The sequence below is a fragment of the Leptolyngbya sp. AN10 genome (genome assembly GCF_050565645.1).
Classification (GTDB): domain Bacteria; phylum Cyanobacteriota; class Cyanobacteriia; order Leptolyngbyales; family Leptolyngbyaceae; genus Leptolyngbya.
This window is the reverse complement of sequence record NZ_JBNXVP010000006.1, coordinates 13,696-34,709: the sequence shown is the minus strand read 5'-3', so window position 1 is coordinate 34,709 and position 21,014 is coordinate 13,696. Positions and strand designations below refer to the sequence as shown.

The 21,014-nt window shown below is 46.6% G+C and carries 22 protein-coding genes; 12 read left to right on the top strand and 10 right to left on the bottom strand.

The genetic code is table 11. The features are described from left to right. Positions 1-73: 73 nt before the first annotated feature. Positions 74-2,728 (bottom strand): phospholipid carrier-dependent glycosyltransferase, encoded by a 2,655-nt coding sequence (locus ACQ4M5_RS10140; RefSeq protein WP_430675472.1) that lies wholly within the window; start codon positions 2,726-2,728, stop codon positions 74-76. A 25-nt stretch (positions 2,729-2,753) separates the two neighbouring features. Further along, entirely contained in the window at positions 2,754-3,209 is a 456-nt protein-coding gene (locus ACQ4M5_RS10135) for a GNAT family N-acetyltransferase (protein ID WP_430675471.1), read from the bottom strand. 295 nt (positions 3,210-3,504) lie between these two features. Between ACQ4M5_RS10135 and ACQ4M5_RS10130 the strand changes: the two genes are divergently transcribed. Further along, positions 3,505-4,758: a vWA domain-containing protein gene (locus ACQ4M5_RS10130; RefSeq protein WP_430675469.1), complete on the top strand. Its 1,254-nt coding sequence runs from the start codon at positions 3,505-3,507 to the stop codon at positions 4,756-4,758. On the opposite strand, the gene ACQ4M5_RS10125 is transcribed toward ACQ4M5_RS10130, so the two are convergent. After that, positions 4,730-5,182 carry a hypothetical protein gene (locus ACQ4M5_RS10125; protein ID WP_430675468.1) on the bottom strand — a complete coding sequence of 151 codons (453 nt, stop codon included), beginning with the start codon at positions 5,180-5,182 and terminating at the stop codon, positions 4,730-4,732. The two genes, ACQ4M5_RS10130 and ACQ4M5_RS10125, sit on opposite strands and share 29 nt — an antisense overlap. Before the next feature lie 142 nt (positions 5,183-5,324). Here ACQ4M5_RS10125 and psb29 point away from each other — a divergent pair, with 142 nt between their 5' ends. The 5 genes from psb29 (at position 5,325) to ACQ4M5_RS10100 (ending at position 8,448) form a co-directional block, all read left to right on the top strand. Beyond that, a complete protein-coding gene (gene psb29 / locus ACQ4M5_RS10120) occupies positions 5,325-6,017 on the top strand; it encodes a photosystem II biogenesis protein Psp29 (RefSeq protein ID WP_430675466.1) in 693 nt (230 codons plus the stop codon). 332 nt (positions 6,018-6,349) lie between these two features. Next, positions 6,350-6,790 (top strand): cyanase, encoded by a 441-nt coding sequence (cynS, locus tag ACQ4M5_RS10115; protein ID WP_430675465.1) that lies wholly within the window; start codon positions 6,350-6,352, stop codon positions 6,788-6,790. A 75-nt stretch (positions 6,791-6,865) separates the two neighbouring features. Further along, positions 6,866-7,543, top strand: coding sequence for a cation diffusion facilitator family transporter (locus ACQ4M5_RS10110; RefSeq protein WP_430675464.1), 678 nt, complete (start codon positions 6,866-6,868; stop codon positions 7,541-7,543). Positions 7,544-7,571: 28 nt separating this feature from the next. Then, complete coding sequence (locus tag ACQ4M5_RS10105; protein WP_430675463.1) at positions 7,572-7,814, top strand: hypothetical protein; 243 nt, start codon at positions 7,572-7,574, stop codon at positions 7,812-7,814. 31 nt (positions 7,815-7,845) lie between these two features. Next, on the top strand, positions 7,846-8,448 hold the full coding sequence (locus ACQ4M5_RS10100; protein ID WP_430675462.1) for a Uma2 family endonuclease: 603 nt from the start codon (positions 7,846-7,848) through the stop codon (positions 8,446-8,448). Positions 8,449-8,451: 3 nt separating this feature from the next. Here ACQ4M5_RS10100 and ACQ4M5_RS10095 read toward each other — a convergent pair whose 3' ends face one another. The 3 genes from ACQ4M5_RS10095 to ACQ4M5_RS10085 form a co-directional block, all read right to left on the bottom strand. Continuing rightward, positions 8,452-9,624, bottom strand: a complete 1,173-nt coding sequence (locus ACQ4M5_RS10095) for an alpha/beta hydrolase (protein WP_430675461.1) — start codon at positions 9,622-9,624, stop codon at positions 8,452-8,454. A 23-nt stretch (positions 9,625-9,647) separates the two neighbouring features. Beyond that, a complete protein-coding gene (locus ACQ4M5_RS10090) occupies positions 9,648-10,205 on the bottom strand; it encodes a DUF924 family protein (RefSeq protein ID WP_430675460.1) in 558 nt (185 codons plus the stop codon). A 130-nt stretch (positions 10,206-10,335) separates the two neighbouring features. Beyond that, positions 10,336-10,821 (bottom strand): allophycocyanin, encoded by a 486-nt coding sequence (locus ACQ4M5_RS10085; protein ID WP_430675459.1) that lies wholly within the window; start codon positions 10,819-10,821, stop codon positions 10,336-10,338. Between the two features lie 192 nt (positions 10,822-11,013). Here ACQ4M5_RS10085 and ACQ4M5_RS10080 point away from each other — a divergent pair, with 192 nt between their 5' ends. Continuing rightward, positions 11,014-11,337 (top strand): type II toxin-antitoxin system RelE family toxin, encoded by a 324-nt coding sequence (locus ACQ4M5_RS10080; protein WP_430675458.1) that lies wholly within the window; start codon positions 11,014-11,016, stop codon positions 11,335-11,337. Then, a complete protein-coding gene (locus ACQ4M5_RS10075) occupies positions 11,303-11,557 on the top strand; it encodes a type II toxin-antitoxin system Phd/YefM family antitoxin (RefSeq protein WP_430675457.1) in 255 nt (84 codons plus the stop codon). The genes ACQ4M5_RS10080 and ACQ4M5_RS10075 overlap by 35 nt, the downstream gene beginning before the upstream one ends. Before the next feature lie 263 nt (positions 11,558-11,820). Here ACQ4M5_RS10075 and gyrA read toward each other — a convergent pair whose 3' ends face one another. Beyond that, positions 11,821-14,400 carry a DNA gyrase subunit A gene (gene gyrA, locus ACQ4M5_RS10070; protein ID WP_430675456.1) on the bottom strand — a complete coding sequence of 860 codons (2,580 nt, stop codon included), beginning with the start codon at positions 14,398-14,400 and terminating at the stop codon, positions 11,821-11,823. 149 nt (positions 14,401-14,549) lie between these two features. Between gyrA and ACQ4M5_RS10065 the strand changes: the two genes are divergently transcribed. Beyond that, complete coding sequence (locus tag ACQ4M5_RS10065; RefSeq protein ID WP_430675455.1) at positions 14,550-14,948, top strand: response regulator; 399 nt, start codon at positions 14,550-14,552, stop codon at positions 14,946-14,948. A gap of 52 nt (positions 14,949-15,000) precedes the next feature. Here the strand turns inward: ACQ4M5_RS10065 and ACQ4M5_RS10060 are convergent, their stop codons facing one another. Both ACQ4M5_RS10060 and purE read right to left on the bottom strand, forming a co-directional pair. Beyond that, positions 15,001-15,780, bottom strand: a complete 780-nt coding sequence (locus ACQ4M5_RS10060; RefSeq protein WP_430675454.1) for a cytochrome b-245 chaperone 1/Eros family protein — start codon at positions 15,778-15,780, stop codon at positions 15,001-15,003. A 294-nt stretch (positions 15,781-16,074) separates the two neighbouring features. Then, complete coding sequence (gene purE / locus ACQ4M5_RS10055) at positions 16,075-16,593, bottom strand: 5-(carboxyamino)imidazole ribonucleotide mutase (protein ID WP_430675453.1); 519 nt, start codon at positions 16,591-16,593, stop codon at positions 16,075-16,077. A 38-nt stretch (positions 16,594-16,631) separates the two neighbouring features. Between purE and nagA the strand changes: the two genes are divergently transcribed. Beyond that, the gene (nagA, locus tag ACQ4M5_RS10050) at positions 16,632-17,729 is read left to right on the top strand and encodes an N-acetylglucosamine-6-phosphate deacetylase (RefSeq protein WP_430675452.1); all 1,098 of its coding nucleotides are present in this window, start codon (positions 16,632-16,634) and stop codon (positions 17,727-17,729) included. A 473-nt stretch (positions 17,730-18,202) separates the two neighbouring features. Continuing rightward, complete coding sequence (bchM, locus tag ACQ4M5_RS10045) at positions 18,203-18,886, top strand: magnesium protoporphyrin IX methyltransferase (protein WP_430675451.1); 684 nt, start codon at positions 18,203-18,205, stop codon at positions 18,884-18,886. A gap of 19 nt (positions 18,887-18,905) precedes the next feature. Here the strand turns inward: bchM and ACQ4M5_RS10040 are convergent, their stop codons facing one another. Then, a complete protein-coding gene (locus ACQ4M5_RS10040) occupies positions 18,906-19,433 on the bottom strand; it encodes a hypothetical protein (RefSeq protein ID WP_430675450.1) in 528 nt (175 codons plus the stop codon). Positions 19,434-19,535: 102 nt separating this feature from the next. Between ACQ4M5_RS10040 and ACQ4M5_RS10035 the strand changes: the two genes are divergently transcribed. Continuing rightward, the gene (locus ACQ4M5_RS10035) at positions 19,536-20,945 is read left to right on the top strand and encodes a GTP-binding protein (RefSeq protein WP_430675449.1); all 1,410 of its coding nucleotides are present in this window, start codon (positions 19,536-19,538) and stop codon (positions 20,943-20,945) included. Positions 20,946-21,014: the final 69 nt, after the last annotated feature.

The following is a 21,014-nucleotide window of genomic DNA, read 5'->3' as shown; positions in this document are numbered from 1 at the left end:
TTGTTCAAAAATCGAGATATAGTGCCGCGAATTTTATTTGCCAAGGTATTGAGGCAAGACGGTTTGCTGATCGTTATTGCGATCGCTGATACTCATTCCAGGCTTGTACTAAGTTTCCTCGCATCAATCCCGCAACCGCATTCAAGGTTCGGAGTTCTTTCAAGTTCGGATCGAGTGCGATCGCTCTATCTAATGCTTTCTGTGCAGCTTGAGGACGAAAATCATATAGATTCACAAATGCGAGATAAGCGTGAGCAGCAGGATTCTTTGAATCGAGTTGGGTAACTTTTTCTAACATGTCGATCGCGGGTTGAACTCTTCGTTTCAAAACATTCGATAATGCGACTCCGTAAGCGAATTCTAAATTGTTCGGTTCTTGTTGTAATCGGTATTCTAAAATCTGTCTCGTTTGCGTGACATAATCTTGATTTGGATCGTATTGATTCAATTGTCCAACTTTGGCGAAAATGCGATCGAGCACTTTGATTCCCTGCGGCATTGTGGCAGCAAGCGATCGAAGTTGGGTAACAGAATCGACTTCTGGCGCTTCGATCTCTGTTGTTGGCGAAATCGTTAATTGAAAATCAGGACTATCAATGGCGTAAGTTGCTCCGGTTTCGCGATTCAAATAAGCAGCAGTTAACGTGTAAGTACCTTGAGCGTTGGTGGGAGGAAGAGCGGCGAGGCGTTCAGTGACTTGGAAAGCAGCATCATCAGAATTGGCAGGCGCGTGAAGGGTTCCAAGCGCGATCGCATGATCGTGAAACCATCTCGGAGCAGCATTTTTTGGAGTCGTATCGTCAGCAATTCGCGTCCAAGTGAGCAATAGTAAGCCCGATCGTAATTGCTCCCAAGATCCTGACCAACGATAGGTAATCGGCAAAGGTTTTCCAGGAGCGGCTTGATTGGGAATGCGAATTTGTTCGAGTTTGATCTGTTGAGCGGGTTTTGGATTTGGAGCAACTTGAACAGGTGCGATCGAGCGTCGATATAAGCTTAATTCAGTGTTATCTGGTGATTTCCAAGACTTGTAAAGCTGAAAATCTGGACTGGTGGTAATCGTTTGATTCACAGCGTTATAAGCTTCTGGACGACGAATTGCGCCCGCTTCTCCGGTTTTCGTCACGTACCAGGAAAGCGATCGCGTATCCGGTTCAATTTGTTTTCGATCGGCTCCGACTTGTCGCCCGTAGATTTGGAAATTTCTGAGAACACCTGCGTAATTCAGATTGTGCTGATTGAATTCTGGAAGCGACGGTAAGACTCCGATCGTATTTTGCAAATAAGGTTCAGCGCTAATCACTTCATTCACGATATCGGCTTGATGCCAATTGCTAGAAAGCACAGCATGACGCGCATGAGCCGTTTGTAGAAACCTTGGAGTGAATCCAACAGGTAACAGATTTGCAAACATCAGAATCGTTGAAAGTACGATCGCACCCCAACGGAAAATTTTTAAGCGATCGGGAAACAGTAACAATCCTTGTGCTAATAGAATCGCCAATACTGGGAGCAATGGTGTGATGTAGCGATCGTCTTTGTTGACATTCGCAGAACAGAGAATGTATGCACCAATCAAAAAAATCAACAACCAGCGAACCGATTGCGACCAATGATCATAAATTTCGCGTCGGTAGCCTCTTCGTCCCAAGCCGCCGTAATCCGTTGTTTTGATCCAACGTCCATCGATCCATTCCCATTCTTCTTGGATTACCGATCGCTTCCAGTACAGCAGCAATCCAACTAATCCCACAATGAATATCGGAACGGAAACGAGTGTGGGTAGGGATTTGAAGTAATATGTCCAAGCAAACAGGCTCGTGAGCGGGGGATCACCTTCTGCGATCGCACTATCTACAGTTGCTCGTCTTCCAGCGGTGAGAATAATCAGCCAATTCGTTCGATACCAAGGCAAACAAATCGAAACTGCGATCGCGATTCCCATCACTAACTGAATCAATCGCCGCCATGCTTTCTTTCTAATTGCGATAATGCCAAGCCAAACGATCGGAGTAAACAGGAAAAATAACGCAGGCTGTTTGCAGAGAAACGATAGACCCAATGAAATTCCAAATCCAGCGGCGTAAAACCACGATCGAAAAGCTCGAATGTGAGGAAGTGAGAACGATTGGGCGATCGCTAATGATTGAGTAATTGGTGCAGCTTTCGGTTGTTCAACGGTTTCAGATTGTTCGTTGGATAATGGCGGAACCGTTTCAGTTGCCCAAAGTGTCAGGCAAAAGAAACTGAGAGTTACGATCGCGACTAATGGGAAATCGATCAAATAATCTAATCGAATTACGTACAATCCCGGTAACAATAAGCACAATACTAAAGACCAGATTGCCACTTGCAGATTGAACAATCGAATCGCTAATCCATACACTGATCCAAGCAGGATCGCACTATAGAACAGGTTCACTAACGTCGATCGATCTTCTCCAGAGCCAAATAAATGAATAAACGGTGCAGTCGTTAAATAAACCAGCGGTGGCACTTTAGAAGACAAAAGCCAAACACTCGTCCACCACTCTTGAGAGAACCATTCTGGCTGTTGAAACGTTCGCCAGAAGTTCATCGCACCCGTTAAATACTCTGCTTGATCCCACGCTGGAACCGATTGATCGAGGGCAAACCAAACGCGATCGATCATCATCGCGATCGCCCAAATTGCTGCCACGATCGTGAACTTTGTCACTCCTCTTCGTTCTTGCTGCTTTGCAATCACTCACACCAATCCCAATTCGCTAAGATTACGGAAATTTGTAGTTCATTTTGATATGGGAAATTCCCGCTTCATCAAACGGCTCACCCTCCGTAACAAACCCCAATTTTTGATAAAACGCTACTACAGATATCTGAGCATGAATGCGTAAATCAGAAATATTTTTGTTAGCCAGAAATTTTAGAGCAGTTTCCACAATTTTTCTACCAATTCCATATTTTCTTCGGTCTGTTAATACAGCGACGCGCTCTAATTTTGCCGTGTGAGAATCTAAAAATCGGACTCGTGCAGTTCCAATTGCTCGATCGCCTTCGTAAGCTAAAAAATGCGTTGCCTTTTCATCCAACCCATCGAATTCTAAGGCTGAATCAACGCCTTGTTCGTCTTGAAAAACGTTCGTCCGAATCGCAACGATGTCTTGGAAATCGCGATCGAAATCTGCAACTTTAATCGAGAAATGAATCGGAGAAGAATCAACTATCATGGGTGAACTTTATTTCTAATCAAAAAATTCTGACGATAAGACGACGGTTTCTTCCGACGTTACCCGCGCTTCTAATCACTGCCAATCCCAAAACCTCCAACGTTTACTGAAAACGAATTGAGCATCAATCCGTCATCTTAGCGATACGAACTTAAAAGATACTAATTTATTTGGGTCAGATTTGACTAATGGCAATCCTATCAGTCTGATAATTTCGGTAATCCGAATGCGGAGGAGGGCTGAGATAAGCTGTAGTTGTTGAGCACCTTTGAGTTCTCCCGATCGGAGTATTTCTATGCAAGTCGGTTTGAAATGTGCGCTGAGTGATGCCCATCTGGATGTGACGCAACTAAGCAGTCAGCGCCAGATTTCGATCGCGATCGAAGCCCTCCCAAATTCTACCAGTCGTGATATTCCGCTCAATCTCTGCCTGGTTCTCGACCAAAGCGGTTCGATGGAAGGTCGATCGCTTAAAACTGTCAAACAAGCCGCAGAACGTTTAATCGATCGATTGTCTCCAGGAGATCGGTTGTCGATCGTGACGTTCAATCACAAAGCCAAAGTAATTTTTCCAAATCAAATCGTCGATGAACCGATCCTGGCGAAAGCAGCCCTAGATCGACTTGAAGCAGCGGGCGGAACCTCGATCGATGAAGGCATCCGACTCGGAATCGAAGAAACCGCGAAAGGCAAGAAAGAAACCGTTTCGCAAATGTTTGTATTAACTGATGGCGAAAATGAACATGGAGATAACGATCGCGCTGTCAAACTTGCTCAAGTTGCCACGGGCTACGGTTTATCGATTAACTCACTCGGATTCGGCAATCACTGGAACCAAGACATTTTAGAAAAAATTGCCGATGCGGGAGGTGGAGCGCTCTCGTACATTCAAGAGCCAGAACAAGCGGTAAAAGAATTTGGACGATTATTCGATCGCGTTCAATCGGTCGGACTCACGAATGCGTTTCTAAGATTGGCTCTCGCTCCCGGAACTCGATTGGCAGAATTGAAGCCGATCGCGCAAGTGGCTCCCGAAACGATCGAGCTTTTAGTCCAACAGGAAGGTGATTTGGCGATCGTGCGATTGGGGGATTTGATGATTGATTCTCCGCGTGTGATCTTGGCGAATCTTTATGTGGGTCAATTACCAGAAGGAAAAAACACGATCGCTGAAGTTCAGATCAAATACGATAATCCTGCGATCGGACAATCTGAGTTAATTTCTGAGACGTTTCCAATTGAAATCGCTTCCCAAGCTCAATATCAGCCTGCGATCGATTCGGAGGTTCAACAAAACATTCTGGCACTGGCGAAATATCGTCAAACTCAAATCGCAGAATCGAGATTGAAACAAGGCGATCGACAAGGAGCCGTCACAATGCTCCAAACCGCAGCAAAAACGGCGCTTCAAATGGGCGATCGAACTGCGGCAACCGTTTTACAAAACAACGCCACTCAACTGAATTCGGGTGAAGAACTTTCGGAAAGCGATCGTAAAATTACCCGACTCGTTTCCAAAACTACTTTGCAGGAGGCAGATTCTGAGTAGGCGTAGCGAATTCCACCGTCGGCAGCGCACAGATTTTCTTTGACATTTCTGGATCAGAATAGCGATTGGTTTTCCAAGCTGCCGGAGAACCAATTCCGTCTGTGTAAGTAATCTGATTCGTTCTACAGTTCACATCCGCGTAGAGAAACTGAAACACGCCACTACAGCCCGATCCGCTACTTTTCTCAGCCGTTTGTAATACAATCAATTGCCGAATGTTTTTATCCGTTCCATTCGGTCTTTCACTCCGCGCCACGATAAATTCTGGATCAGCATAAAAGGCGCATCCATCTCGACTTTGACGCATCAGGAAATTGTATTTTCTAATCACAAAATTATAAGTTTCAACATCAGGCAAAGCAGCGATCGCTGCTCCTTGACCCAGAACGGAAAGCGAAAGTGCAATAGCAGCAACAGATTTCATCTCGATCTCCAAGGCGAACAAATGAATGGGATGAACGATTCTGGCAGATCCGAGTTCCCGCTCGATCGCGAATCCCGGCAAAAAAATAATTGATCCCTCATTACCCTTTACAATGGTTTGACGTAGATCACCGAAAAATCCCGTGAATAGTGTCCGTACCGTTTCTGATACCAAGCGATCGTTTTACAGCCTCCACACCCGTCCGGTAAATTCGATTTTCCGCCGTGTGGTCGAGGAATTGATGGTCGAAATGCACTTGCTTGCCGTCAACACGGACTTCCGCTACGACCCCTTCTATGCACTGGGTGTGGTGACGACGTTCGATCGCTTTATGCAGGGTTATCGCCCCGAAGCCGACAAAGATTCGATTTTCAACGCGCTCTGTCGCTCCCTCGAATCCGATCCGCAGCAATACCGCAATGATGCTCAACGAGTCCTGTCCGCCGCGTCTCAAAATACTTGGGATACGGTCTTGATTCCTGAGAAAGCGGGCGAATTTCGCGAACTGTTGAGCGCGATCGCAGCAAATCCTAAATTCAAATACAGCCGTCTTTTTGCTGTCGGACTGTACACTGCGATCGAGACTTCTAGCCCCGATTCGGTGAAGGATACGACTAAATTGACCGAAGCCTTAAAGCAAGTGTCTCAAGCGTTGAACATCTCTGAAGACAAGGTGCAGAAAGACTTAGAACTGTACCGCAGCAATTTAGAGAAAATGGTACAAATTCAGGCAGTGATCGCCGATGCCCTCGAAGCCGATCGCAAAAAACGAGAGGAACGCGCTCAAGCCAAAGCCACAGAAGCCCCGAAAGACGAGGCAACATCCGAATCCTAATGAATTGGGGGGCAACTGCTCCCCTTATTTGTAAGCAGATGGGCGAAATTAACTTGAAGATCCCTCGCTCCGTTGCTGTCTCGCCCCGGACTGGAAGTCGGGGCTAACGGTGCGAAGTCCCCTGAACGGGACTAAAAGCCAGTCAAAGTCAACTCTTTAGTGGGTTTCAACCCACTTCGCACTGTTAGCCCCGATTTCAATCGAGGGTGGGTGAGCAACGGAGCGAGAGAACTTACATTTAATTAAGCCTGCCTACTTATTTGTATCGATCGCAACATTCTTAAGTCATCAAATTCGCATAAAACTAAGACCGACCCGAATTTGATACAACAATGACTATCCCAGCAATTACAGAGAAACTCCTAGCGGCAAAAAAGGCGAAAGGATTAACCTTCGCGGATCTCGAATCAATTCTTGGACGCGATGAAGTTTGGATCGCTTCGTTGTTTTACCGTCAAGCGACCGCCTCTGAAGATGAAGCTTCCAAATTATTAAATGCATTGGGATTGCCTGAAGATTTGGCTTCTGAACTGATGGCGTATCCCGTCAAAGGATTAGGTCCGATCGTACCGACCGATCCGCTGATTTATCGCTTCTACGAGATCATGCAGGTCTATGGAATGCCGATGAAGGATGTAATCCAAGAAAAATTTGGCGATGGGATCATGAGCGCGATCGATTTCACCCTCGACATCGAAAAGATCGAAGACCCAAAAGGCGATCGCGTTAAGGTCACGATGAACGGTAAATTTCTTCCCTACAAAAAATGGTAGATTTTTGGGGCGTTCATCGGAAACTCATCTACACTGGTCACAGTCAATGATCCCACTGTGTACGTTGAAATGCCGATGGTCGCTCCTCATTCTGCGAATTGTTCCTGCCCTGTCCACGATCCGCAAACGAAACAACGCCAGCTTTTCTCTGCCCTGATCGTGGTCGGGAGTTTTGCAGCCGTTGAAGGTACGATCGGTTTATCGAGTCACAGTCTCGCTCTAGTCGCTGAAGCAGGACATCTCGTTTCAGACTGTTTTGCGCTAGTACTCGCTTTAATCGCTACCCGAATCGCGCAATCTCCAATTCAGTGGGGTTGGATTGGCGAAAACACAGTTTCGATTAAACCAAATCGCTCTCCTGAAACTTGGGCAGCTTTAATCAACGGATTTGGATTAGTTGTCGTCTCGCTTTGGATCATCTGGGAAGCGATCGCACGATTCCAAACTGTAACTCCCGAAATTTCTAGCTTACCAATGTTGATTACCGCGATCGTCGGTTTGATTGTGAATGGAATTAACATTGCAATTTTGCATCAAGGCAGCGATCACGATTTGAATTTACGAGCCGCATTCTTGCACGTAGTTGCTGATGCTTTAGGTGCAATTGGCGTAATTATTGCTGCGATCGCGGTTGCTGTCTTTCATTGGATGTGGGCGGATAGTGCAATTAGTTTAGCGATCGCAGGCTTAATTCTAATCTCAACAATTCCGCTCATTCGCCAAAGTATTCAAGAGCTACGTCGTTCGTTATGATTGCATTACTGAGCTAATCGCCGCGCTGATGAATCACTCAAACGACGAATTACTAACAGGTTTGAGCATTGAAGAATTGCAGCTTCTTGCTGAAGGGATTGTTTCTCCGCAGAAACAGGCTCAACTTGAGGACTGGTTAGACCGCAATGCAACCGATTCACTCAGCGCTGAAGAAACGGCAGAACTCGATCGGCTTTTAAGTCAAATCGATCATTTGAATATCCTCAAAGCTAGAGCAAGGCTAACTTTGCCATCATCTAGTCCGTTATGATTGGTTTACCGCAGTGGCGAGGCAGAATTGCATGAACATTGCAAAAACGAAGAAACTGACCTTTCAGGAATACTTAGACTTCTGTGAAACGAGTCAAGAGCGCTACGAATTGGTTCGAGGGGAATTGCGGCTTATGACTCCGCCTGCTTGGTTACACTATCGGATTGCGAAATTTTTAGAACGTGTCCTCGATGAAGAGATTACTCGACTACAACTTCCCTGGGAAGCCTTTCGTGATCCTGGACAGCAAACAGAAGAAAACACTTCTCGTCTTCCAGATGTCGCGATCGTGCCAGTAGAAGTGACTGAGGTTTATCTTGATCGACCTGCTATATTAACCACCGCTGCCATTCTAATTGTAGAAGTCGTGAGTGATAGCACTGCGCTGCAAGACTACCGCGAAAAGGTGGAAGAGTATCAAAACAAGGGAATCCGCGAGTATTGGATCGCTGATCCTGATCCGTTTGGAGCAGCAAAGTACATTGGTTCTCCGAAGCGTCCGACTGTTAGCGTTTACTCGTTAGTGGATGGCGTTTATCAAGTAAAACGGTTTCAGGGAAGCGATCGCATTCTTTCCCCAACGTTTCCAGCCCTCGAACTAACCGCTGAAGAGATTCTGAGGGCTGGAAGATAATCATTACACCGGAGGCACGATCGGTAAATTCGGCTCTTGTTCAAGGTTGCTTAAATTGCTCGTGTTCACCCGTCCAGAAGTCAAGAACCGGAACGTTTCCTGATACAAGCTTTGCCAAAATCGATTGCTCATGTTTTGGCTCACTTCAGTCGGATCAACCATCGGATGCGGCACGAGGTCTTCTTTGGGATACAGGAAGAATCGATGCCCTTCACCTTCTCCGCCAATCTGGTGATAGAAGTCTACCATCGTATCAATATCGGCTGCATCCTCGTTCTCAGTTAATACTAAGAAAGTGGGAACGTTCGAGAGCGATCGTACCGATTGATCACTCATGACAACGCTACTTCCAAAGCGATCGGCTGCGGTCAAACACCCGATCGGAAATCTCAAATTCGGGTCCCATCCAGATTCGCTAATGTCTAGAGGACCTGCCAGATTCACATATCGCCGCCGTTCTTCTCCATAAATCTTGAGCAATGGTGCATACGCGACCACACCTCGAACACGATCGGGACGCGATGCCGCTAATCCCAATGCCACCGCACCCCCAACGGATAAACCAACGGTATAAACATTTCCAGGCATTGCATCAAGTTCGGATAGTCTGGCTTGAGCTTCGGTGAGATAGCGCAAATGAGAAGACGTGAAATAGCGATCGAAGTCTGGATCGTCCGCTAATTCCATCGATTTCACAATGTCGAGCAGTTGCGGCTCAATCAACACCAATCGCGCCATCAATCCCATTTGCTGCATGAATCCGGGTTTTGCTGCGCTTGGATTGTTCGCAAAATTTCGGATAAAGGTTTGCAGAACTGGATCTTTTTGTACTTTTGCTTTCAGCGGTTCTGCATATTCGGGTTTCAAATCGACCTGACACCAATTTTTTGCAGGATTGATCAACGAATGTCCAGCGATCGAGGGTTGATAAACGTTGAACCCATTCTGAAAGAGATAATCCGCTAATCGCCACATCTGATGAGGCTTGGCGCTGAATCCGTGAAAAATCATCACCGTTCCACGAATCGGACGACCCGGTTCATGAAATAAGTAATACGGCAGTGCGCCCTCTCGACGATCGAGATTCTCGTTTAAGGATTGAATGTAAGGGTCGATCGTAGATTTGGTCTGATTGATTTGCTCAAGTGTGGGGATCGTTTCAGCGGCGATATTCATAGGAGTCTCTACTCAGAACGGGGTTAGAACGACGATCCAGGCTGTTTCAGGAACTCGATTTCTTCTGGAGTCGAAGGTCGATCGAGAATTTGATTGCGGTGCGGAAACCGTCCAAACTGCTCAATCACCACTCGATGCCGAATCGCATAATCGTAAGTTTCTTTCAATTCAGGGTTGTCCCTAAATTGCTCATATAACCGGACAGATTCGTTTTGGTCATCCAGATTTTCACTGTGTTCGAGCGGCAGATAGTAAAAGAACCGCTGAACCGGGGGAACGTGCGGATCGAACTGTTTTGCGATCGCATCTTTCGCAATCTTCAACGCTTTAGGATCAGTCGCAAACGATCGAGGAGTTCCCCGAAACATATTGCGCGGAAACTGATCGAGAACGATGATCAGCGCTAGACAGCTTTCAGGTGAATCGCTCCAGCCATCGAGCTGATCAGATGCGGCTTGCTCATAAATTGGCAGAAAGCGCGATCGTACCTCTTCATCAAAGTCCGAATTCTTTGTAAACCAGACCTTCCGCATCTCTAACTTGTCCTCAAACCAGAACGATAAAACTTCAGTAGCGGACATTTTTTGCTCCAGTGAAACTGCGTGAATTTTCGGAATTTTAAAAACAAATTCCCCGCAGTCTGCGAAAACGCCGCGAAAATTTCACGATCGTCTGCCGCAGTCTGCGGGGAATCGAATTAGATTGAATGCTCTATGACATTGCCTGGATAATGAAATCAAAATACGGAGCCGCTTCTGCCGCGTCTGATTCGCTCAACAGACCTAAGGAAGCTTCCTTCAGACAGCGGATCGCTTCTGCCATTCCCGGAACCGGAACACCAAGCGCGTTATACATTTCCCGCGCTCCGATCACGCCAATTTTCTCGATCGGGTCAGTGCTGCCACACAAGACTCCATACGTAACCAGACGCAAATACCAGCCATAATCGCGCAGACAGAGTGCCCGTTCCCGATTTCCATAAGCGTTACCGCCCGGAGAAATGAAGTCAGGACGCTTCTTCCACAGTTGTTTGCTGGCTTGTTCTACGATTTTCTTTTCGCTCTCAGACAGAACTCCAGCGATACGAGTCCGCTGTTCTCCGGTTTGAAAAAATTCTCTTATCCCGGTAAGTTCGCCACTTGTTGGGTAACGAAGCTCGTCGTCGGCTTGTAGGATAACTTGGCTAACTACGCTCATGTTGTTAATTGCGGTATCTCAGAATTCTTCTGTAGTTTACCGAGTTTCGGTCACGATGCGAAAGGGGGTTTTCTCATTTGTCTTGACAAAGTGTTACATTTCGTCGTGTGGAGATGGAACGATTCCACGATTCGTCAATTCGTGCAAGTCTAACTGTATGATTTGGCGAACATAATTAGATGAATGGTTCGGATGCCTTTTGAGATTGTTTTTACGGCTGAAGCAGTCGAAGATATACGGAATTTGAGAGCTGATCTTCGTGCGAAAGCGCGTTCTGCGATCGAAACTTATCTACGACATGAGCCGATGAAGGTTAGTAAAAGTCGGATTAAACGATTGAGGGGATTGCTTCGTCCTCAGTATCGATTGCGAGTGGATGAATTGCGCGTGTTTTATGACATTGATGAGGAAACCGTTCAAGTCTTAGCAATCGTGCCAAAATCAGAAGCAGAAACCTGGCTAGAACGAAATGGAGAAGCGGATGAAGGAAGTGACAGTGAGCGAGGTGCAGAGTAATTTTTCTGAATATCTTCAATTGGCTGAACAGGAAGAGATTCTCATTACTCGTGACGGAAAACCTGTCGGGCTGTTAGTTGGATTTGAAGAAGACGAGAATTTGGAAGACTATCGACTAGAGAGCGATTCTCGTTTTCTGCGTCGAATTGCGAAATCTCGTGAAAGCGTCAAAGCCGGAAATGTTGTAAGGCTGGAAGATATTGATTGGGATTCGCCTTAGTTGTTTGATGATGTTTGTCGATCGACCTTTAAATTCCTGCTACTCTCCATACATCTCAGGTAAGCGTTCTCGGAGGGTGGCGATGGATAATAGAAGATTGTCTTCTATTTCTGGGCGAGTGCGATCGCTGATAGCTCAACTTAAGAAACAGATAAAATAAATTTTATTCATTCAATCGAACTCTGATGACAATTACTTGGTAGCTAAACCCTTCTGAAAAACCAGCGATCATACAAGTAGTTTGGCGATCGCTGGTTCCCAAATTACTCGATCGATTCCTCATCCCCGTACAGCACAGGCAAACTCACATGAGTCACCCGCTCGGTTTTGCTGAGTTTGACTACACGAGAACCGCGATCGTCTTTCAAGCTCAAATCAACATCATCGACATCAATCCGCGCCAAGTGATTCTCATTCGTTAACAAGAACACCAGCGATTGAGGCAACACCGCAACAATTCCTGCAACAATATCGGTTTTATTGCTGAAGTGGAAAGCTTGAGTTCCTAATTCTCCTGAACTGGCTCGTCGTAAGGCTTGCACTTCCATGTGTTTCGCGTAACCCTGTTCAGAAATCATCAGGAAGGTATCGTCTTCATTTGCGATCGCCCATCCGACAATCCGTTCTTTCTTGCTCACGCGCATTCCGGTTTGACCTTGAGAGGTTCGACTCGCGATCGGGATTTGCAAATCATTCACCTCAAATCTCAAGACTCGACCGCTTGAAGTTGCTAACAGAACTTGTTCACCGACTTGAACTGGACTGACACACAGCAATTGATCGCCATCTTTGAGCTTCAATGCAGTTAATCCACGTCCGGTTAAATCGGTGAACTCAGAGAGGGGCAAGCGTTTGATGCGTCCTTGTTCGGTGAGTAATAGCACAAACTGATCTTCGATCGAGTCGGGCAAGATGAATGTCCCTGCGATCGAATCGGGTTCTGCTTGGGCGGCAGGAGGGAGAAGTGCTACCAGCGGTGTTCCTCGTGATTTGCCATTGTTCGCTTGAGGAATGTCTCGGACTTTTACTGCAAAGGCTTTTCCACTTCGGGTAAAGACGACGAGCGTTTTACCTGTTGTAGTGAAATCGGTTTGTGTGGCGAAATCGTCCCCGTCTTCGAGTTCTTTGGTGGGTGTATCGTCGTTGCGATTCTTGCTCAGTCGATCGTAGACTTTCGGAGTCATGCGCCGCACATATCCGCGCTGTGTGACTTCCAGAACGGCGGGCTGTTCTTCTTCCTCGAACTCGAAAGCTAAGTTAACGTTCGATCGAGAAGTTGGAGCATCGTCTTTTTCGCTCACTTCTGCTGCAACTTCAACCGCAGCAACAATTTTAGTGCGTCGATCATCGCTATATTTTTTCTTCAGCGCTCTCAGGTCTTTCTTCAGCGATTTAAGTAATTCTTTTCGATCGCTGAGTAATTTATTCAAGTCCTGCATCTTCGCAACGAGTTCATCATGCTCGGTTTGCAGGCTTTGACGTTCCATTCCGGTTAATCTTCGGAGCGGCATCGAAAGGATTGCATCAGCTTGTCGATCGCTTAACTCTAATGTTTCTTGCAGTTGAATCTTAGCAGTTCCACCATCGGGAGCATTCCGCAAAATTCGGATGACTTCATCTAAGTTCGCTAGTGCTTTTAATCGACCTTCTAAGACATGAACTTGGCTTTCGGCTTGGTTGTATTCGTTGCGATATTGCCGAGTTAGAGTCTCTTCGCGGAACGTTAAGAACGCATTTAATAGCTCTCTTAGCGTCATTTGTCTCGGTTGAGCATTATCGAGAGCTAAGAGGATGACACCGAAGTTTGTTTGTAGTGCAGTCTGACGATAGAGCGCATTGAGAATTTTGTGAGGATTTACATCGCGGCGAAGTTCGATTACGACTCGAATCCCTTCTCGATCGCTTTCATCTCGCAGATCGCCAACTCCTTCGATCTTACCTGCGTTGACAAGTTCGGCAATCTTTTCGATTAGTCCAGCTTTGTTTACTTGGTAGGGAAGCTCAGTAATGATAATCGCAGTTTTCCGATGCTTGCCGCGACCTGTACTAATCTCTTCGATATTGGCAATTCCGCGCATTGGAATGCTACCTCTACCTGTGAGATAAGCTTCTCGAATGCCGCTTGTATCAATGATTTCGCCGCCTGTGGGAAAATCGGGACCTGGAATCAATGCGAGGAGTTCATCATCCGATAGAGTGGGTCGATCGATGAGTGCTACCAAGCCATCAACAATTTCTCCTAAGTTATGCGGTGGAATATTTGTTGCCATTCCGACCGCAATCCCTGAACTACCATTTAGGAGCAGGATTGGTAATTGAGCAGGTAATACGACAGGTTCTTGCTGTGAATTATCAAAGTTACCAACAAAATCAACAGTTGCTTCACTAATTTCGTTCAGCAAGGACTCGTTACCGATCGAGGACAATCTCGTTTCGGTATACCGCATTGCCGCAGGTGGATCATTATCAACCGATCCGAAATTTCCGTGACCACCGAGTAACGGATAGCGACTCGAAAAATCTTGCACCATTCGCACGAGGGCATCGTAGACCGCCTGATCCCCATGCGGGTGATACTTACCCAGAACATCCCCAACGACGCGGGCGCATTTTCGATAAGGGCGATCGGGAGTTAGTCCCAACTCGTGCATTGCGTATAAAATACGACGATGGACAGGCTTCAAACCATCGCGGCTATCGGGGAGCGCTCGCCCCACGATCACGCTCATGGCATATTCCAAATACGACTGCTGCATCTCCGTATGTAGGGCAGTCGTGATAACCTGTCCTGTTGGGAGAATGTTTAACTGTTCCGATTGAGATTGAGGTCGCGTCCGAGCCATGAGCCTGTTATCCTGCTGAACTTTACAAGAGTTGGAATCCGAGAGGTTTCCGAATGTCGATCGCCCGTCCTGAAAATACTAATACAGTTGAGCTACATTGCAATCGTTCTATTTTGCCGTATCTAGTGCATTTCGTCTGAGGAATTTATATGCAAACTGTTTTAATTGTTGAGGACGACCTGATTAATGCCAGAGTGTTCTCGAAGATCTTGACCAAACGAGGAGGTTTGGCAGTCAAGCATACTGAAAATGTAGAAGAAGTTATCGAAATTGCCCAGTCTGGTGAGGCGGACATTATCTTGATGGATGTGTCTCTCTCTCGCAGTATGTACCAGGGTAAAGCAATGAACGGAATCCAGCTAACTCAATTGCTGAAAGCAGATACGAAAACCGCGAATTTGCCAATCATTCTGGTAACGGCGCACGCGATGGAGGGCGATCGAGAAAATTTCCTGAAGCAAAGTGGAGCCGATGGCTATATCTCGAAGCCTGTGATAGATCATCAAGCGTTTGTCGATCAGATCTTGGCATTGCTGCCGAAAACGTAGGGGCATGACGGTTTTAGATACATTCGTACTATTATTTTAGCGTGGATGAGTTCTAATCGGGAATTGAGTCATATCCGCCTAGAAATTGCTGGATCTGTCGAGCGATCTTACGCTGCGTCGATTCGTGAGAGATCATGGCGTTCGATGGCAGTTGAATTTTGATGCCGTTTTTTAGCAAAATTACGATGTGGTAGAACACTCCGGATCGGCGCGATCGATGTTCTTCGACGGAAACCGATTCGATTTCTTCTAGGGCGTACTCTCGTTCTGTGCGTCCTAGCGCGTTCTTTTGCGAAATGACGAGCTTTGAGAGCGATCGATAAAAGGTGTAACTCTGTCTCGGCATCATCAAAAAGAAGATTGCCATCAGCGGCGTAAAAAACATAAGGTTAAGCGTATCGCTGCTGTAGAGCGATCGTACATAATTAACCGATAGCGAAGTCGATCGAGGATTGTTGAGAAATGCTTCAATCTGTGTCGCCGTTTGGGTTCGTCCTTCTGAGTTAGAGATCGTAATTTGCTGATTTGGAGTTGCCAACGTCAAGAAAGGAATCCATCGATTTTTTCCTACTTTGCGGCTCGATTCTCCAATCGATACAACATTGTTAACGGTCTGATAACTTTTGAAGCCTAAGATAGTCGATCGACGTAGTTGGCAACTTACAAAATTCACTTGCGATCGCTGACAGAACAATTGAGTCGATGCAGGTTCAGTCAGCCAAACGAAAAATGCAGAAAGAGAAACAATTGATAACGCAACACCGAACAGCCAAAATTCGATTGGTCTGTGACGTAACTTTAATCGTGTATGGGTGTGTTCTACAACTCTCATCGATCGCGCTCCGCTGTTTTTGCTGTTAGATTTCCCAGAAACAGCAGAGCAACCTTATAAGTAGATAGGCACAATTAAACCTAAGTCCGGCAAATTCTCTCGCTTCGTTGCTGACTCGCCCTGAACTAGAAGTTCGGGCTAACCGTGCGAAGTGGGTTGAAACCCACTGAAGAGCTTGTCCTAATTAGCTCTTAGTCCCTGAAGGGGGACTTCGCACTGTTAGCCCCGATTTCAATCCGGGGCGAGATAGAACGGAGCGAGTAATCTTCAAATTAATTCAGCCCACCTACTTAACTACAACTCAGTTAAGTATTGTTTGTAGCCAACATCATCTAGTCTCGCTTGCTTATCTCGTACCATCTCTGCAAGACTTTGCCGATAAGCTTGCACTTTGGTCAATAGCTCAGAGTTATGACTGGCTAAGATCTGAACCGCGAGTAGTCCCGCATTTTTAGCATTGCCGATCGCGACTGTTGCAACTGGAATTCCCGCTGGCATTTGAACAATTGAATAAAGCGAATCGACTCCCTGCAATGTTTTCGTCTGAACTGGAACCCCGATCACAGGCAGAGCCGTCATTGATGCCACCATTCCGGGTAAATGTGCTGCACCTCCCGCCCCCGCAATGATCACCTTAATTCCTCTGGTGTGAGCTTGTTTTGCATACTCGACCATCCGTTCTGGAGTGCGATGAGCAGAAACGATCTCAACTTCACAAGGCACACTAAATTCCTCGCAAACTGCGATCGCGGCTTGCATGGTCGGCAGATCCGAGTCACTGCCCATAATGATTCCAATCAACGGTTGAGTCATGTGCGAAGATCCAAAACGAACGAAATCAAGTCTGTAAAATGCGCCTTCTGATTATCAATGCTCATGTGCCCGGTTTTGACGGTTTACAGCAAATTTTGATCGATGACGTGATTCTCGAAATTGCACCGTCGATCGAGACTGATGCTCCAAGGCTTGATGTTGCTGGTGATTGGATTTCTTTGGGTGGCGTTGATTTGCAGATTAATGGCGCGTTGGGGTTAGCATTTCCCGATTTGAACTCAGAAAATAGCTATCAATTAGAAAAGATTTGTCAGTTTCTTTGGGATGAGGGAGTCGATGGATTCCTGCCCACGATTGTCACAACGTCGATCGAGAATATTCAGCGATCGCTCTCCATTCTTGCCGATTCCAGCTATCCGCAAATCCTCGGTGTTCATCTCGAAGGACCTTTTCTCAACTTTGAAAAACGTGGGGCGCATCCCGAAGAATTCCTTTTACCGCTCACCGTGGAATCCGTGAAACGAGTATTAGGCGATTATGCTGAAATTGTCAAAATTATTACGCTTGCGCCTGAACTCGATCCAAGTGGAGAAGCGATCGCTTATCTCAAATCATTGGGAATCACCGTCAGTCTCGGACATTCTCAAGCCACTGCTGCCCAAGCACAGAAAGCATTTGAGCAAGGCGCATCAATGGTGACTCATGCTTTTAATGCCATGCCTGGGTTGCATCATCGGGAACCGGGACTCTTAGGAGCCGCGATTGCGAACCCAAATATTTACTGTGGATTAATCGCGGATGGTCAGCACGTCACGCCAATCATGATCGACATTCTTCTTAGAGCAAGCCAGTACGATCGCGGTATCTTTCTTGTCAGCGATGCCCTTTCTCCACTCGGACTACCAGACGGTCGCTACCCTTGGGACTCGCGAGAGATAGAAGTAACAAATGGCACAGCAAAATTGCTGAATGGAACTTTAGCAGGCACAACTCGGTCTTTGTTCTCAAGTGTAGAAAATCTGGTGAAATGGCACAGTTGCGATTTGGGAACCGCGATCGCACTTGCCACAACTGCACCCCGAAGCGCGATCGATTTACCGCTTTATCTCAAACAACCTGCTCACCTGCTGCGATGGCAAGATTGCACTCCACAGCGGATCAAAATTGATTCGTGAACGAATTTTATGTGACAGATACAATTCTGTCTCCTTGTATTCCGAAACCCTGCCAATATTCTCTTACACTGCCGATATAGGACAGCAATCCTGGGGCGAATTGCACCACCGCCCACCACAAAAACTCCAAAAAAAACGGGGCACGGTTCAGGTGCCCCCAAGATACTCAGATTGACTTGTCAAAGCAAAAGTTCCCTCACAGCCTTCAACAAACCTGTAAAAATACGGGTGACTGTTGAGGTATTCGGGGTTTTGCCTATCCGTAGAATACCTGAGAAATCCGTACCGTAGTGACGGCTACATGAAAATTTCATAAGAACCTCATGTTTCTACGCAAATAATTAGCAATCCGAAAATAATTCAGACCTCCTACTGAGAAGAATCGCTCCGTACTGCTACGGGGCTTTTTTATTTTTTGGTGGGACGAGTGCGATCGAGTAATACGATAAGTAAAAGCGATTTAACAGAACGATATGCAAGGAATCGACGATAAGACCGAAGTGCGCGAGTACTTTAATGCAACAGGCTTCGATCGCTGGCGCAGAATTTACGGCGATGGCGAAGTGAATAAAGTCCAGCTTGATATCCGAACCGGGCATCAACAAACGGTCGATACATTGATCGATTGGTTGAAGAACGATGGAAATTTAGCCGATTTGACGATTTGCGATGCGGGCTGCGGAGTCGGGAGTTTGAGCATTCCGCTGGCACAAGAAGGCGCGAAACTGTTCTCCAGTGATATTTCGGAGAAGATGGTCGGGGAAGCAAAGGAAAGAGCGATCGAACTTGGTCTAACTGAGAATCCGACTTTTGCTGTTCAAGACTTGGAAATGCTCAATGGCAAATATCACACCGTCGTTTGTCTCGATGTGTTGATCCACTATCCAGCCGAGCAAGCGATCGATATGATCAAACATTTAGCGAGTTTGGCAGACGATCGCTTAATTCTGAGTTTTGCGCCGAAGACCTTTTTCCTGACGATTCTGAAGCGAATTGGCGAATTTTTCCCAGGTCCAAGTAAGACGACTCGCGCCTATCAACATCGTGAAGCCGATATCGTCAAAGTCTTGGAAAGCTGCGGGTTCAAAATTCAGCGAACTGCGATGACTAGCACAAAGTTCTATTTTTCGCGGATGTTGGAAGCCGTTCGATCGTAGTTTTCGATGAGTTGCGTCGCTACTGAAGAATGAGCAAGTCGTTTAGCTTGTTTGTCAGATCAGGCGACGCAATTAGAGGTTTGTACACTTCCCCTTCATAGCGTTTCCAAACATAGCCCGGACGAAATGGACGGAACGCAGAAGGACAGGAGAACGATCGCCAAACTTCTTCAGATAAGACCAAGCCAGGAAATAAAACGCCTAAAACTGAAGCATCTTCTTGTAGTTCAGAATAAGTTCTAAATTCATCCACTTCTACCCCTGCTAGAGCGTATCGGAACGGGGGAGCGGATTGAAGATGACGGTACAGCAGGATTCCGAGTTCTGTCATGACATACGCCATTTGTGGTTCATCAATCCCGACCTGAGATAATCCCTCTGGACAAACTCGACACCACCAGTTTTCCTCCAAATCTTGAAAGAGGGTGACGCTACAGGGATAAATCTCGTGATTCGAGCGCTGCAAAGAAAATTCGTCAAAATGTTGGGCGCAAACATCCGCTCGTGTCTGCTCGGAGCCACATTCGATCGATAAACTGAAAACCATGTCTTCTGTTCGGCAATTGCTCCATCTAGTATCGTCGATCGACCCTCCAACTTGGCTGAATCTGATCGAAAATAGGAATCTGATGCCGTTGGTCAAATTGCTTTGAGTCAAGCCCCTTCTAACCGTCCCAACCCGCAAGATACCCACCTCAATCGAGCGCGGGCAAGTTTGCGGCAAGCCTTCACCAACTATTCTCAGTTTTTACGATCGAGCAAAAATCCCTCGATCGAATCCGCGCTAAAGTCGGAACTCGAAACGATTTCGAGCAATTTGAAAAAGCTCGATCAGTACATTCTAAGAATCGCGGTGTTTGGCTTGGTCAGTCGTGGGAAATCGGCGATTCTGAATGCGCTGATTGGTGAGAAGGTGTTTGAAACGGGTCCGCTTAATGGGGTAACTCAGGCTCCGAGTTTGGTGACATGGACTCCGAGTGGCGGGTTAGTTTCGGAAAGTCGATCGATTATTCCTGAGTCTTCGAGCAAGATTCGGATCGAATTGATCGATACGCCTGGACTTGATGAGATTGATGGGCAAGCGCGGGCAGACATGGCGAAAGAGGTCGCACAACAAGCTGACTTAATTTTGTTTGTGATCTCTGGCGATATTACTCGCACTGAATATAAAGCGCTTTGCGATTTGAGACAGGCACAAAAGCCGTTGATTCTGGTGTTTAACAAAGTGGATTTGTACCCGGATCAATCGCGCCAGGAGATTTATCGGAATTTGCAAAATTTAGGAGCGAGAACGGGAAACGGTGCGGACTTAGAGCAGCTTTTAACCGCAGAGGAAATTGTCATGGTCGCAGCGGAACCTGCACCGTTTCAAGTCCGAGTGGAATATCCAGACGGTCGCATCAGTTACGAATGGGAAACGCCGCCGCCGCAGATTGAAGAATTGAAGGCGAAAATTTTGACGATTTTGAATCGGGAAGGTCGATCGCTGTTAGCCCTCAATGCCTTGACGCAAGCTCGAACCGCAGAACTAGAAATGGCGACGAAAGTGATGGAATTGCGGGATGCAGAGGCAGAGGAATTAATCTGGAAATTCACGCGGTACAAAGCGATCGCAATTGCCCTAAACCCGATCGCATTTCTCGATCTCATTGGTGGCGCAGTCTCAGATCTTGCAATGATTCAAGCTTTGGCGAATTTGTACGGCTTGCCGATGACGCGATACGAGGCTGGAAAGTTACTCAATACGATTTTGCTCAGTTCAGGTAGCCTACTGCTTGGCGAGCTTGGAAGCGGTATCGTATTGGGAATGGGTAAGAGTGCGGCAGCTTTGGCGACTGGAGTGGACGGAAGCGCGGGATTTTCGGCACTGGCAGGAACCGCGATCGTTCAAGCGGGAATCGCTGGATATGGCTCGTATTCGGTTGGACGGGCGGCGCAAGTTTACCTCGAGAATGGCTGTACCTGGGGCGCACAAGGGGCAAATACTGTGATTCGCGAAATTCTTGATCAAGTCGATGCCAAAACAATTATCTATCGATTAAAACAGGAACTTTTGTAATATCTGTAATATCTGTAGTATTATAAATATCCGATGAAGCGAAATTTTACTTCATCGGATCGTTTGCGC

Bases quoted from the DNA above. Each gene is read 5' to 3' on its own strand.
- ACQ4M5_RS10135 (WP_430675471.1), bottom strand. From the start codon at position 3,209: ATGATAGTTGATTCTTCTCCGATTCATTTCTCGATTAAAGTTGCAGAT.
- ACQ4M5_RS10130 (WP_430675469.1), top strand. From the start codon at position 3,505: ATGCAAGTCGGTTTGAAATGTGCGCTGAGTGATGCCCATCTGGATGTG.
- ACQ4M5_RS10125 (WP_430675468.1), bottom strand. From the start codon at position 5,182: ATGAAATCTGTTGCTGCTATTGCACTTTCGCTTTCCGTTCTGGGTCAA.
- cynS (WP_430675465.1), top strand. From the start codon at position 6,350: ATGACTATCCCAGCAATTACAGAGAAACTCCTAGCGGCAAAAAAGGCG.
- ACQ4M5_RS10110 (WP_430675464.1), top strand. From the start codon at position 6,866: ATGGTCGCTCCTCATTCTGCGAATTGTTCCTGCCCTGTCCACGATCCG.
- ACQ4M5_RS10105 (WP_430675463.1), top strand. From the start codon at position 7,572: ATGAATCACTCAAACGACGAATTACTAACAGGTTTGAGCATTGAAGAA.
- ACQ4M5_RS10100 (WP_430675462.1), top strand. From the start codon at position 7,846: ATGAACATTGCAAAAACGAAGAAACTGACCTTTCAGGAATACTTAGAC.
- ACQ4M5_RS10095 (WP_430675461.1), bottom strand. From the start codon at position 9,624: ATGAATATCGCCGCTGAAACGATCCCCACACTTGAGCAAATCAATCAG.
- ACQ4M5_RS10090 (WP_430675460.1), bottom strand. From the start codon at position 10,205: ATGTCCGCTACTGAAGTTTTATCGTTCTGGTTTGAGGACAAGTTAGAG.
- ACQ4M5_RS10085 (WP_430675459.1), bottom strand. From the start codon at position 10,821: ATGAGCGTAGTTAGCCAAGTTATCCTACAAGCCGACGACGAGCTTCGT.
- ACQ4M5_RS10080 (WP_430675458.1), top strand. From the start codon at position 11,014: ATGCCTTTTGAGATTGTTTTTACGGCTGAAGCAGTCGAAGATATACGG.
- ACQ4M5_RS10075 (WP_430675457.1), top strand. From the start codon at position 11,303: ATGAAGGAAGTGACAGTGAGCGAGGTGCAGAGTAATTTTTCTGAATAT.
- gyrA (WP_430675456.1), bottom strand. From the start codon at position 14,400: ATGGCTCGGACGCGACCTCAATCTCAATCGGAACAGTTAAACATTCTC.
- ACQ4M5_RS10065 (WP_430675455.1), top strand. From the start codon at position 14,550: ATGCAAACTGTTTTAATTGTTGAGGACGACCTGATTAATGCCAGAGTG.
- ACQ4M5_RS10060 (WP_430675454.1), bottom strand. From the start codon at position 15,780: ATGAGAGTTGTAGAACACACCCATACACGATTAAAGTTACGTCACAGA.
- purE (WP_430675453.1), bottom strand. From the start codon at position 16,593: ATGACTCAACCGTTGATTGGAATCATTATGGGCAGTGACTCGGATCTG.
- nagA (WP_430675452.1), top strand. From the start codon at position 16,632: ATGCGCCTTCTGATTATCAATGCTCATGTGCCCGGTTTTGACGGTTTA.
- bchM (WP_430675451.1), top strand. From the start codon at position 18,203: ATGCAAGGAATCGACGATAAGACCGAAGTGCGCGAGTACTTTAATGCA.
- ACQ4M5_RS10040 (WP_430675450.1), bottom strand. From the start codon at position 19,433: ATGGTTTTCAGTTTATCGATCGAATGTGGCTCCGAGCAGACACGAGCG.